Source organism: Streptococcus ilei (assembly GCF_000479335.1).
GTDB classification, from domain to species: Bacteria; Bacillota; Bacilli; order Lactobacillales; family Streptococcaceae; genus Streptococcus; species Streptococcus ilei.
Genome location: NC_022584.1, coordinates 259,779 through 272,363, shown reverse-complemented (window position 1 = coordinate 272,363; position 12,585 = coordinate 259,779). Strand labels below are relative to the sequence as shown.

The window sequence follows — 12,585 nt, the reverse complement described above, 5'->3', positions numbered from 1 at the left end:
AACTTTAGTTAGAAAATTAAGTATTTACAACGGAGCAACCTTCGATAACAACCCAGCTTGCCATCAGAACTATCAAGCAAATATTCCCAATTAAAAAGTCAGGGATTTTGCTCCCTGACTGATTGATCAAACTATTTGAATTTGACTAGATATCCCTTCGAACATATTGAATCGCCCGGTAAGAGAGAAAGAGGGTCAGAACAAGGGAAACAAACCAGATGGTCCGAAGGCCGTAATATTGGATGAGGAAGGTGGAAAGAATAGCTCCTCCCACAAAGCTCCCAATCAAAGAAGTCATAAAGAGAGACTCCCAGAAAAACTCCATCTTGCGATCCCGCACAAAATTCCCGTAAGCGACCATGGTCTTCTTGAGATTCCCTGTCATAAAGGAATGGTTATAAGCATAGCTATCGACTTCTCCAAAGGAAATGGCTACAATTCCTAGGCTCAGCCCAAAGAAAGGTACAATCAAAACATTGGGCACTTCTTTTGGCAGAAAGCCAGCCACCAAGGTCGTCAAAACCAAGGGAACCAAGGTACTGAGTCGCCAAACGGAATGGCTAAAGAAGCGTTGAAAGACGGTCATCAAGAAAATCCCGATCATAAAGGCCAACATGGTTGCTAGTTTGACCTCCACATCCGCGATTTCATGGCCAATTAACCCAACGGATAGAAAGACCACGTTCCCAGTTTGGCCCGCGGCCAAGGTCCCTCCTCTTTCGATAAAGGTGTAGGCATCTGAAAAGCCTGCACACATGGTCAATAGGCAGGCAAAGGCCTTACTTCTGGAGTGAAACTCCCTTCTTAACTTTTTCATATTTCTCCCTATTTGTCATGGAAAAGAGGCTGGGACACTACTTCCTAACCTCTCTCACTTGTTATCTTATCCTTCACGTGATTCGCTCAAGATCTTTTCAATCTTGGTCGTAATCAAATCAATGGCTACGGTATTGGTCACACCTTCTGGAATGATGACATCCGCATAGCGCTTGGTTGGCTCGATGAACTGGTGGTACATCGGTTTCACCACTCCTAAGTACTGATCGATGACACTGTCCAAACTCCGACCACGCTCTTCCATATCCCGCTTAATCCGGCGAATGATCCGCACATCATCATCGGTATCAACAAAAATCTTGATATCCATCAAGTCACGAAGACGCTTGTCCTCCAAGACCAAAATCCCCTCAACGATAAAAACATCCTGAGGCTCCTGGCGATAAGTCTTAGCGCTACGCGTATGCGCTGCGTAGTCGTAAGTTGGGATATCCACTGGACGGCCAGCCAACAACTCATTGATTTGCTCGATCATGAGATCGGTATCAAAGGCAAAGGGATGGTCGTAGTTGGTCTGAATCCGCTCTTCAAAGGTTAAATGGCTTTGATCCTTATAATAAGAGTCGTGTTCAATCATAGCAATCTTTTCATCTGGGAAGTGGGATAAAATTGCACGAGAAACACTGGTTTTCCCCCCACCAGAACCACCTGTTACACCGATAATAATTGGTCTGTTTCGCATCTTCTTCTCCATTTTCTATAATCCTATTTATTCTATCACAAAAGCAACCTCTTGACCACGACTTGAACCATTTTTCTATGGATTTCCATCCACAAGTCAAGTAAACATCCTTTCCTCCTGCTACCCCAGTTAGAAAGGCCCATTCCATCTTTTTAGGATGAAACATGATATAATGAAACCAGTAAACACTTGATTGAAAGGAGCTTCTATGCTAAAACTCGGTATCATCGGCACCAGTGCCATTTCCCATTCCTTTCTAGACGCAGCTAACAAAACTGACCAATATGAGTTAAGTGCGGTCTATTCACGAACCTTGGAGAAAGCTCGTAGCTTCTCTCAACCTTATGGACAAGTGGCTCTCTATGATGACCTGATTGCCTTTTTAGATAGTGACCTGGATGTTATCTACATTGCTAGTCCCAATTCGCTTCATTATCCTCAGGCTAAATTAGCCCTCTTGGCTAAGAAACATGTCATCCTTGAAAAACCGGCTGTCACCACTCCTAAGGAATGGAAAGAACTGGTCAAATTGGCTAACGAACACCAGGTCTATCTCTTTGAAGCTGCTCGCAACTATCATGAAAAAGCCTTTGCGACCATCCAAGACTTTCTCAAAGACAAGACCGTCTTGGGCGGCCATATGACCTATGCCAAATACTCTTCTAAGATGCCCGAGCTCTTGAAAGGGAATACTCCCAATATTTTCTCCGACCAGTTTGCGGGTGGAGCCCTCATGGATTTGGGAGTCTATCCTCTCTACTTTGCCATCGGCCTCTTTGGTCAACCTGAATCAGTAACCTATCAGGCACGGCAATTGCCTAATTCAATCGATTTGAACGGACATGGTAGCTTGGTTTATTCTGACTTTGTCATTGGCATTCAAGCCGGCAAAGATGTGACCAGTAATCTACCTGCTGAAATCTATACAACAGACGGCACCCTCTTCATTAGTGGGATCGAAGCCGTTAGCCAGGCTCTTTTTCAAGACCATTCTGGAAACAGCTACCAGCTCCCCATCACTCCTGCCTCTCATAACATGCTAGAAGAAGCCCAGGCCTTTGCTAGCATGATGGCAGAAGGCAATCCGACTCTTTACCAGACTTGGCTCCAAACTGGACAGATGGTTCACCAAACCCTCTACGCTATGCGCCAAGATGCTGGAATACACTTTAAGGACGAAAACTAATATGACACTAGCATTTCCACTGCTCTGGCAAGAGCAACTTCAAACCCTCGGATTTGAGCAACTTACTGAAATCCAAGAACGCCTCTTTGAACCTATTACCCAAGGGGAGAACGTGCTTGGAGTCAGCCCGACAGGAACCGGAAAGACTTTGGCCTATCTCTTCCCTAGTCTTCTCAAACTAAAACCTAAAAAAGCGCAACAATTGTTGATCCTCTCTCCCAACACAGAGTTGGCAGGACAAATCTTTGAGGTTGCCAAACAATGGGCGGAACCTCTAGGACTCAGTGCCCAACTTTTCCTCTCTGGCTCAAGTCAAAAACGGCAAATCGAACGCCTCAAAAAGGGGCCCGAAATTCTCATTGGAACTCCTGGCCGTATTTTTGAATTGATCAAGTTAAAGAAAATCAAGATGATGAATGTCGATACCATCATCCTAGATGAATTTGACCAACTCTTTAGCGACTCTCAGTACCACTTTGTCGATAAGATCTGCCACTACGCGCCCCGTGATCATCAATTTATCTATATGAGTGCAACGACCAAGTTTGATCCAGAACAAATCGAACCCAATACCCTAACCATTCAAGTGGAAGGACAAAACTTAGACAATATCCAGCACTTCTATATGGAAGTGGATAAGCGAGAAAAAGTCGAACTCCTCAGAAAACTCTCCAATGTCGAAGACTTTCGTGGGCTCGTTTTCTTCAACAGCTTGTCAGACCTGGGAAGCGCCGAAGAAAAACTCCAATACCGGGAAGTTAGTGCCGTCTCACTTGCTAGTGACGTTAATGTCAAGTTCCGTAAAGTCATTCTGGAACGCTTTAAGGACCACCAGTTGACACTCCTTCTGGCAACCGATTTGGTGGCACGAGGAATTGATATCGACTCCCTAGAATGTGTCGTCAACTATGAAGTCCCTCGAGATGCCGAAACCTACATCCACCGATCTGGGCGTACCGGACGCATGGGCAAAGAGGGCTATGTTATCACCTTAGTTAGCCATCCAGAAGAATTGAAAAGTTTGAAAAAATTAACCCCTGTACGTCCCTTGATTCTCAAAGGAGCGCAACTTTATATAGGGGAATAATAAGAAAATCGTTCGTTGCATTACGAACGATTTTTAATATAGACAAACTATTGTTTTACATAAAACAGCTGGATGATTTTCAAAAAATGACTTATATTTATAGTCGTTTAAGAAGATGAAAAAACTTTCCGCTGTGAGAAAAGTGCCTGAAACACAATAGTTTCAGGCACACGGAATTATTGAGACCTTAGGCTCAATAATTAGTCATGGAACTTCTACGAAGTTCGCTGACGTCCGTACTCACCTAAGGAAAGTTATTTTTAATTACTTTATCTTAAATCTGAATCGTTCGTAATACTACGAACGATCTTTTTAATTACGATTGTAATAGAGGCGATGACTTTCCACTTGGTGGTTTAAGAGTTCATCAACCGTCACGATGGTGTAGCCTTGCGATTGAAGGTATTCAATCACGGCTGGAAGGGCATTGATAGAGGTTTGGTGGATATCGTGCATCAGGATAATCGATCCTGGTTTGACTTGTTTTTTCACTTCTGCCAAGATAGCTTGTGTATTGTGGGTCTTCCAATCCAGAGTATCCACATCCCACATGATAAAGGCCTGATCTACCGCATATTGAATGGCACTGTTAATCGAACCATAAGGCGGACGAGTAATTTTCGTTTGCACGCCAGTGACCTTTTGAATGACTTCTTTAGTATCCATGATTTCTTTTTGGGCAGATTCTAAAGGCAACTTGGTTAAGACAGGGTGATTCCAGGTATGGATCCCGATTTCATGTCCTTCCTGACGTACCCGTTTGGCCACTTCAGGATAGGCCGAGACATTCTTCCCAAGCATAAAGAAAGTCGCTTTAACATGGTACTTGTTCAAGATATCTAGGGCTTGAGGGGTCGTCGTTGGATCTGGACCATCATCAAATGTTAAGGCAACCATCTTAGCATGACGTTGAGTTTGGTAGGCCTCATAAGATTGAAGATCTTCAGGATTCAGACGAGCAGAATCAATCACATCATAGAGTTTGGAAAGAGGAACATCAAAAGTTTCCATACCTTCAATATCTACTGGAAGCGTGATGGACAGCACACCTTTATTATAGGTGAACTGCCAGCTTGCCATATCACTTGCTGAGACGGTTTGCATCAGCTCTTCAATTCTATCTTCCCCTAACTGAAGGAAGACCAGCTGAGAGCGCAACTCTGTTAAGAGGGTTTCTTTGGCTAAATCAGCATCCGTAAACAATTGGGAGAATTGGAAGACCGTCCCCTCATCCGTTAGATAAAGGAGGGGAAGTTTGTCAATCCCATCTTTGATGAACTTACCGTTTTTCCACTTGTACTGGGTCTTCTTCACCTGATAAGGGTGAACCCCGACAAATGGGTCCTCTGAGCGTTCGGTATGATAGAACAATAGCTCTTTTGCTTGCTGATTCTTCTTCTCTTCTTGGGGAAGAGAGCCTACGTCAGCCAAAATTCTCTCTTTGACCACTGCGATAGGTTCTTCGTTATTTTTCGGGTAGTAGGCAGCAACATAAGATTGACCGACCATTCCTTTTTGAAGAATGGTATCTTTGTCTTTTTCAACTGCTTCTTCTTCCTGGATTGCTTTGGAAAACTGTTGATTATAATTTTTGATAGCGCGTGCTTCCTCAATCTTCTGATAAGCAAGATAAATCCCTCCGATAAAAAGGAGGTTGAGGAGGATGAGAATAAGTATTTTCAAGTAGGATTTCTTCATACTCTTATTATAGCAATTTTATCACCAAAAAACAGTAGAAAACTCTAGAATCTAGAAAATAAAACCTAAAATATGATAGGGAAATTAAAGTAGCTCAGTCCTATCTCCTGTCACTTTGAACCGGCAACTTTCAAGCAGAAAAAAAGAACAGATGTGGTCACATCTGCTCTTTGTCACAAGTTATATGATGCTGATTATAAGGACTTTTCACGAATCACTTCGACTTTGTAGCCATCTGGGTCCACAATAAAGTAATAGTTTGGAAGAGTTCCTGGCAAGCCTTTAGGATCTGTTACTTGGTAACCTTTTTCCTTATGCTCCGCATGAAGGGCTTCAAGGTCTGGCGTACTCAAGGCAACATGGGCAAAGCCATCTCCAATGACGTAAGGACCATGATCATAGTTGTAAGTTAATTCCAACTCATAGTCATCCCCTTCTAAACCAAGATAAACAATCGTAAATTTGTATTCAGGAAAATCTTTGCGACGCAATTCCTTAAAGCCAAACGCATCTGCATAAAAAGCAATTGATTTTTCTAAATTCTCCACTCGCAAACAAGTGTGTAACATTTTTGAAGCCATACGACACCTCTTTCTTTTTTTACTATTATACACTAGTCAGGCAAAAATAGCGATTATTTGAAATAGATGAAAAAGCTGAGGATTCCTCAGCCTAAATTATCGAAAAACTTATGTTATATAAAATAAGCCAAGTTATTCTAAAAAATAAGAACAACTCCTTATTATGAGCGCCATCCATGTAGGTTCTGAAACTTTCCGCCGTGAGAAAAGTGCTTGAAACAGTTATGTTTCAAGCACAAGGGAGTTTTGAAACCTTAGGTTCAAAACTAAGTCATGGAACTTCGTAGAAGTTCGCTGACGTCCCTTCTCACCTTTGGAAAGTTTTAGAAGTCTTTTGCTTCATCTAAGTTAAAGATTCCTCAGCTTTACTTGTTTTTCGTTGATTTAGAAGTTGATTTCTTTTTACTATCTGACTTGGTTGCTAGTTTGACCTCGAAAATAGCACCTTTCGGCTTGTTATCTCGAACAGTAATGGTGCCATTAAAGGCTTCTACGATTTGCTTGGCTAAGGACAGTCCTAAACCAAAACCACCCTTTTGACGCGTACGCGCCTTATCCACTCGGTAGAATCGATCAAATATCCGCTTTTTATCTTCGTCTGCAATCCCTGGTCCATTATCCTCTACCCGAAGATAGAGATAGCGATCCTTGAATTGGGCGACAAACCGTATCTTTCCTTCTTCCTCTGTGTATTTGAGGGCATTGTCATACAAAATGGTCATCAGCTGTTTCAGTAGGACCTTGTCAGACACCAGACTCCTTTCGACATGATTCTCATACTCGAAGATTTTATCATTTTCCTCGGCAATGATTTCATAATTGGCAAAGGTTTGGTCGAAAAAAGAAGGAGGGATTTCACAAAACTCAGGTTTAATCCCATCATCTCGACGGGCTAAGTTTAAGAGATTGGTCGTCAGTAAGCGCATATTGCGAACCTCATCCAAAGAGGAGGCGATATTCTCACTGGATTCCATAATTGTTGCCTCTGGCTTTCGGAACAGGGTTTCCAAACGATTTTGCAAAACGGCTAAAGGTGTCCGCAATTCATGAGAAGCATTTTCGACAAAAGCCTTCTGCCGGTTCATGCTCTCTAAGAGAGGTTTCACACTCATCTTAGCCAGGAAGATACTTGCAAAGAGGGAAATGCCCCAGAAGCAAATCATGACCAAGGCGATTTGGCTCTCGTGTTTTTCACTGGTCTGCTCCAACTGGCTGATATTGGTCATGATCACGGCATATTTCACCCCATCGATATAATCATCGGGGTCAATATCCACCAAATAAGCCCGGTAGCTTTCTTTTTGCTTATAATGGTTGGTGATTTGAATCTGCTTGATCTTGTTTAAATAGCTGCGACTAAAGGTCACTGTTTTTAAATCCAGAAAACCATTGTCCGTCGTCACATTTTCAAAATTATCATTCAAGAGGATGGCTGTACTATTGGAAGTGACCGATGGTCTAGGGCCATCCTCGGGATCAGGTTCATTATCTTCTGGTCGGTCATCATCTGGTTCGTCTCTTCCCATCCCATTTCCGGTACGATTGGCCAAGCTAATGATGGAATAACGATCTTTACTCAGTATCTTTAAATTTTCATCAACCGTTGTATACAGACTTGACCGCATTACTTGAATAATAATCAAGGTCATGGTTGAGAAAATCAAGGTAAAGAGTCCGAAATAGCGGATGAAATAAGAAAAGTCATCCGCATTGACAGTTTTTTTAATTTTATTGAGCATCTTTCAGAATGTACCCCACGCTACGCAATGTTTGGAGATTTTTTGCAAATTCTGTTCCTTTTAACTTCTTACGAATCTTAGAAACATACACTTCAACAACCGAGATAGTCGTATCGCTATCAAATCCCCAAAGTCGATCAAAGATTTGTGTCTTGGGCAGGATAACATTTTGATTTTGAAGGAAATAGACCAAAAGATCAAATTCTTTCCCTAATAGCTCCACTTCTTTCCCTTCAACAAGCGTAGAATTTGTCGAAAGATTAACGGTTACATTCCCATAAGAAAGGGTATTTTCATTGACCTTACCAGAGCGCTTCAACAATGCTTGGATCCGCATCTTGAGTTCTTCTAGGTAGAATGGCTTGGTCAGATAGTCATCTGCCCCTAACTCAAACCCATGGCCCTTATCGTCCAAACTCTCTTTGGCTGTCATAATCAATACTGGAGTGGAGACACCCTTATCTCTCAATTCTTTCAGAACTTGGAAACCATCTTTTTCAGGGAGCATGAGGTCTAGCAAAATGAGGTCATAGATGCCACTTTCAGCCTCATAAAGACCTTCGTCTCCATCAAAGACTTGCATGACATCTGCAAAGTCATCTAAAAAATCAAATACTGAATTAGACAAACCGAGGTCGTCTTCTACTAATAAAATCTTAATCATGTGTACTTTCTCCTTCTCATTCTTCCATACAGGGATGACGAGTATTTTCTACTCTATTATAACATGACCAGGCTTCATTCAGTAGCATTCAGATAGCGATTTCAACTTTTTTCTTAGCCTGCTGTCCCTGTCTCATCCTTTGATGAATTGTTTGTATTGCTAGACGATTTTTTCGAAGAGGATTTCTTGGAGGACTTTTTACTCGATTTACTATTTTGTTGCTTGTCTTGTTGACCTTGAGGGCCTCCATTTTGTGGTGGTTGGCCATTCATGTCTCCTTGTCCTGGTCCACCGTTTTGGCCATCTTGCGGTGGCATACCGCCTGGTCCTCCACCAAATCCATCTTGTCCTTGACCACCTTGCGAGCCCCCTCCTTGAGGTGGTTGACCGTTCATTTCTCCTTGCCCTGGACCACCATTTTGGCCATCAAAACCTTGTGAGTTAGAAGGTCCATTTTGATCGTTCCCATGGCTATTTTGTCCTTGATGGTTTTGGGCAGGCTGGTTACTATTTTGTGTAGCTACTGCTGCTTGTTGGCGTTGGGGAGTCGTATTGTCTGTCGCCAACATTCCCAAGCCAAATCCACCAGTCATTCCTACGACAAGTCCTCCTGTTGCTGCGGCAGTTGCCCACCACTTAGGACTTTTCTTAACGACAATCATTTTTTCAGTTCTTTCTTGCTTTTGTTCATTCGAAGCTTGCATTCTTTCCATTCCTTAAATTATTTAAACAAGGCCTTTGTTTAGATAGGGATAGTTTACCGATTCTTCCTTAATCGTGACTAAATTTTTTCTTAAACTTTCCTAAAATGAGGATGGAGACAATTGTCACAGCTGAATAGAGGACTTGACAGGCTTGCATTCTTTTTTGTAGAATAGTTACCATAAAAATAAAGCGAGGTTTACTGTTTTGAAAAAAATAGAATCAATGACATTAATTGCTCTTGGAGCAGCTCTGATTGCTGCCCTATCTCCTTTTACAATCCCACTTGGACCCATTCCTATCACGCTTCAGACTTTAGCGATTGGATTGATCGCCAGCATCTACCGTCCAAAAGAAGCCACCCTTTCTGTTCTCATTTACCTCCTCTTAGGTGCCATTGGCCTCCCCGTCTTTGCAGGTGGTCACGGAGGCATCAGCTCCTTCTACGGTCCCACTGCTGGATTCCTTTTCTTCTTTCCCCTTCGTGCTTTGGTTACCTCTAGCCTCGCTGGCCAAAAGGGACAGCCCATTCGTATCTTCCTAGCTAACGCCTTGGGGGAAGTCGTCCTCTTTATTGGGGGTGCCTTAGGTTTTATGCTCATTACCCACCAGAGTTTGGATCTCACCGTAAAACTGGTCGTCCTACCTTTTGTATTACCAGATTTGATTAAGATCACGTTGACAACGGTTTTCGCAGTTATTCTCTATCGCAATCTCAAACATCTCCCATATTTCAAAAAAGCAAAATAAAAACTCTTAGAGAGGCCTACAAACCTGTAGGTTCCTCTCTAGGAGCTTTTTTTTCTTTATTTAGTTGCTAGAAGGGCTGTTTCAACCGCTGCTTTCTCCCGCTCGATAAGATCGATACGAGCCGCGATCTCTTTAATTCCCATCTTGATATTACGGCTGATCGCCATATCATCCAATTGAGGCTCAAAGAAGGCCTTGTATTCATTCAACCGTTCACGGGTCTTGAAACAGTTAGCTGGGTAGATGACAAACTTATCAAAGCTCATATCACCACCGAGTGCTTTCTTGATCCAATCCCAGTTTTCACGCGCCCAAGTCCAGGTTCTTCCTTGGGTAAAGTCATGGTGCAAGAAATTGAAGTACCAGCTCATAGCCAAGTCCTGAGGTTTCACCACATCCTTGTTCTTCCACTCCTTCAATAGAGCTTCCAAAGTTTCCTCATCCTTGGTATAAGAAAGGGCAGCCGCCAACTGGCGTTTAAAGTTTCCATCAACTGTCTTCACATAGGTATCCAGATATTGTTGGCTAAGCGCCTTGGTTTCCTGGTGTTTGATTTGGTTGACCAAGATTTGCAAGCGAATGGCAGCTGGAAGTTTTTCTAGATCAGCTGCGTGCGCTTCAAAGATAGCGCTCGCTTGTGCTTGTGCAGCTTCATCATTGGCCTTAATCATGTTAGCAATCATGAGCTGACGAACTTTTTCGTCTTCTTCTGCTTCACCTGGCTTAGCTTCTAGTCCCAAGCGTTCAAAGTTGTAGCGGTTCATCCGTTTCAACAGCTCATGGAAGGCAACTTCTGTTTCCGTTCCTTCATCCACAAAGAGACTGATTCCAGTCAAGACGCTCGAAACAGCAGAAACTACCAAGAAGGAATTTTCTTCTGTCAAATGCTCGATCACTGGCAAGAGGCTTGCATAGGAAATTTGCCCACTTTCAGCTAAAAGACGACGTTCTTGAACCACTTGTAATTTTGAAGTGCTATCTAAGTTAGCAAGGTCCGCAAGGATGTCTTCCAACAATTCCCCACGGTAATCACTGATATAGTGGGCCGTATTTTCTGTATTGAAGCGAAGAGCCCCGCTATTAGTTGCTTTCAAGGCACTGTAGTTTGGAATTTCTAAGACTTCGGTTTCCAAAGTATCAGGAATACCTGACCAGTTGCTATTTAGCGGAACAACCCACTTGCGACCTTTTTCTTCTTTTTCTCCGATAAAGAACTGGTCTTGACGGATGATCAAGGTATCATTCTCTACAGAAGCTGAAACAACTGGATAGCCAGGTTGCTCCAACCAAGAATCCATAAAGGCTGCTACATCCCGACCAGAAGCTTGACCCAAGGCTTCCCAAAGATCTTGCCCAATGGTATTTCCATATTGGTGCTTTTCAAAGTAGATTTTCAAGCCCTTGCGGAAGGCATCATCGCCTAACCAGCGGCGAAGCATGTGCATGAGACGGCTACCTTTGGCGTAAACAATCGCTGGGTCAAAGAGGGTGTTGATCTCGTCTGGGTGTTTCACTTCCACATGGACGGATTGAACACCATCTGTCGCATCGCGTTTCAAGGCAGCAGGTACACCTGTCGTTTGGAAGTCTTCAAAGATATTCCAGCTTGGTTCAATGGCATCCAAGCAGACATATTCCATCATATTGGCGAAGCTTTCATTTAACCAGAGGTCATCCCACCACTTCATCGTTACGAGGTTTCCGAACCATTGGTGAGCCAATTCGTGAGCCACCACCAAGGCTACTGTTTGACGGCTTTGGGCTGTCGAATTCTCATCTACAAGGAGGTAAACTTCGCGGTAGGTTACCAAGCCCCAGTTTTCCATAGCTCCTGAAGAGAAGTCTGGAAGGGCAATATGAAGGGATTGAGGGATTGGGTAAGCCACTCCATAGTAGTCTTCGTAGAATTCAATGGCACGAACAGCAATATCTAAGGAGAAGTCCAAGTTTTCTAATGGGTGAGCTTTGGTAGAGTAGACACCGACTAGGGTTCCATTCTTGGTCTTAGCTGTCACACCCTGCAAATCTCCCGCCGCAAAGGCCAAGAGATAAGAAGACATACGAGGAGTTGTATCAAACTTCCAAATACCTGTTTCTTTCCGACTTTCGACATCGATTTCAGGCATGTTTGAAAGAACGATTTCTCCCTCTTCTTGGTCAAATTTCACGGCCAAATCAAAGGTCGCTTTGGCTTCTGGCTCATCCACACTTGGGAAGGCTTCACGCGCAAAGTGGCTCTCAAATTGAGTAGAGATCACTTCCTTTTTAAGGCCATCTACTGTGTAGTAAGACGGATAGATCCCTGTCATATTATCGGTAATGTTCCCTGTATAAGTGAGGGTAAGGTTTACTTTACCTGTAGCAGGAACTTCGACAAAGACCGCTTCTTCCTCATCATTGACTGTAAAGGCACAATCTTGCCCTTCTACTTGTGCAGATTCGATGGTCAAATCCTTTTGGTGAAGAGAGATGCGAGTCTTCTTTGCTTCTCCAGTAATGGTCACTTTCCCTGAGAAAGTTTTGTTTGAGCGGTTCAAATCTAAGAATAGATCATAGTGCTCAGGTACAAATGTATCAATAAAATGTGCAACTGCTTGCATGAGTAACTCCTTCTTCATTTATTCTCATCTTCTATTCTAACATAAATCCAAAGGTCTGT

At 42.9% G+C, this 12,585-nt stretch carries 11 protein-coding genes; 3 read left to right on the top strand and 8 right to left on the bottom strand.

Going from position 1 to position 12,585, the window contains the following annotated elements:
* Positions 1 to 145 precede the first annotated feature (145 nt).
* Complete coding sequence (locus N596_RS01420) at positions 146 to 817, bottom strand: YoaK family protein (RefSeq protein WP_023026668.1); 672 nt, start codon at positions 815 to 817, stop codon at positions 146 to 148.
* Positions 818 to 883: 66 nt separating this feature from the next.
* Positions 884 to 1,519 carry a uridine kinase gene (udk, locus tag N596_RS01415; RefSeq protein WP_023026667.1) on the bottom strand — a complete coding sequence of 212 codons (636 nt, stop codon included), beginning with the start codon at positions 1,517 to 1,519 and terminating at the stop codon, positions 884 to 886.
* 208 nt (positions 1,520 to 1,727) lie between these two features.
* On the opposite strand from udk, the gene N596_RS01410 reads away from it, so the two are divergent.
* Complete coding sequence (locus N596_RS01410) at positions 1,728 to 2,705, top strand: Gfo/Idh/MocA family protein (protein WP_023026666.1); 978 nt, start codon at positions 1,728 to 1,730, stop codon at positions 2,703 to 2,705.
* A gap of 1 nt (position 2,706) precedes the next feature.
* Positions 2,707 to 3,792, top strand: a complete 1,086-nt coding sequence (locus tag N596_RS01405; protein ID WP_023026665.1) for a DEAD/DEAH box helicase — start codon at positions 2,707 to 2,709, stop codon at positions 3,790 to 3,792.
* A gap of 312 nt (positions 3,793 to 4,104) precedes the next feature.
* Here the strand turns inward: N596_RS01405 and N596_RS01400 are convergent, their stop codons facing one another.
* The 5 genes from N596_RS01400 to N596_RS01380 all read right to left on the bottom strand — a co-directional run bounded on the left by N596_RS01400 (position 4,105) and on the right by N596_RS01380 (position 9,178).
* Positions 4,105 to 5,490, bottom strand: a complete 1,386-nt coding sequence (locus N596_RS01400; RefSeq protein ID WP_023026664.1) for a polysaccharide deacetylase family protein — start codon at positions 5,488 to 5,490, stop codon at positions 4,105 to 4,107.
* A 194-nt stretch (positions 5,491 to 5,684) separates the two neighbouring features.
* Entirely contained in the window at positions 5,685 to 6,071 is a 387-nt protein-coding gene (gloA, locus tag N596_RS01395; protein WP_023022851.1) for a lactoylglutathione lyase, read from the bottom strand.
* A gap of 365 nt (positions 6,072 to 6,436) precedes the next feature.
* Complete coding sequence (locus tag N596_RS01390) at positions 6,437 to 7,810, bottom strand: sensor histidine kinase (protein WP_023022849.1); 1,374 nt, start codon at positions 7,808 to 7,810, stop codon at positions 6,437 to 6,439.
* Positions 7,800 to 8,474, bottom strand: coding sequence for a response regulator transcription factor (locus tag N596_RS01385; RefSeq protein WP_023022847.1), 675 nt, complete (start codon positions 8,472 to 8,474; stop codon positions 7,800 to 7,802). Before N596_RS01385 ends, N596_RS01390 begins: the two co-directional genes overlap by 11 nt.
* Before the next feature lie 113 nt (positions 8,475 to 8,587).
* On the bottom strand, positions 8,588 to 9,178 hold the full coding sequence (locus N596_RS01380; RefSeq protein WP_023026663.1) for a hypothetical protein: 591 nt from the start codon (positions 9,176 to 9,178) through the stop codon (positions 8,588 to 8,590).
* Between the two features lie 205 nt (positions 9,179 to 9,383).
* Here N596_RS01380 and N596_RS01375 point away from each other — a divergent pair, with 205 nt between their 5' ends.
* A complete protein-coding gene (locus N596_RS01375) occupies positions 9,384 to 9,926 on the top strand; it encodes a biotin transporter BioY (protein ID WP_042361035.1) in 543 nt (180 codons plus the stop codon).
* Positions 9,927 to 9,982: 56 nt separating this feature from the next.
* On the opposite strand, the gene N596_RS01370 is transcribed toward N596_RS01375, so the two are convergent.
* On the bottom strand, positions 9,983 to 12,526 hold the full coding sequence (locus tag N596_RS01370; protein ID WP_042361033.1) for a M1 family metallopeptidase: 2,544 nt from the start codon (positions 12,524 to 12,526) through the stop codon (positions 9,983 to 9,985).
* Positions 12,527 to 12,585: the final 59 nt, after the last annotated feature.

Coding starts and splice junctions, on each gene's coding strand:
- N596_RS01420 (WP_023026668.1), bottom strand. CDS start 817: ATGAAAAAGTTAAGAAGGGAGTTTCACTCCAGAAGTAAGGCCTTTGCC.
- udk (WP_023026667.1), bottom strand. CDS start 1,519: ATGCGAAACAGACCAATTATTATCGGTGTAACAGGTGGTTCTGGTGGG.
- N596_RS01410 (WP_023026666.1), top strand. CDS start 1,728: ATGCTAAAACTCGGTATCATCGGCACCAGTGCCATTTCCCATTCCTTT.
- N596_RS01405 (WP_023026665.1), top strand. CDS start 2,707: ATGACACTAGCATTTCCACTGCTCTGGCAAGAGCAACTTCAAACCCTC.
- N596_RS01400 (WP_023026664.1), bottom strand. CDS start 5,490: ATGAAGAAATCCTACTTGAAAATACTTATTCTCATCCTCCTCAACCTC.
- gloA (WP_023022851.1), bottom strand. CDS start 6,071: ATGGCTTCAAAAATGTTACACACTTGTTTGCGAGTGGAGAATTTAGAA.
- N596_RS01390 (WP_023022849.1), bottom strand. CDS start 7,810: ATGCTCAATAAAATTAAAAAAACTGTCAATGCGGATGACTTTTCTTAT.
- N596_RS01385 (WP_023022847.1), bottom strand. CDS start 8,474: ATGATTAAGATTTTATTAGTAGAAGACGACCTCGGTTTGTCTAATTCA.
- N596_RS01380 (WP_023026663.1), bottom strand. CDS start 9,178: ATGCAAGCTTCGAATGAACAAAAGCAAGAAAGAACTGAAAAAATGATT.
- N596_RS01370 (WP_042361033.1), bottom strand. CDS start 12,526: ATGCAAGCAGTTGCACATTTTATTGATACATTTGTACCTGAGCACTAT.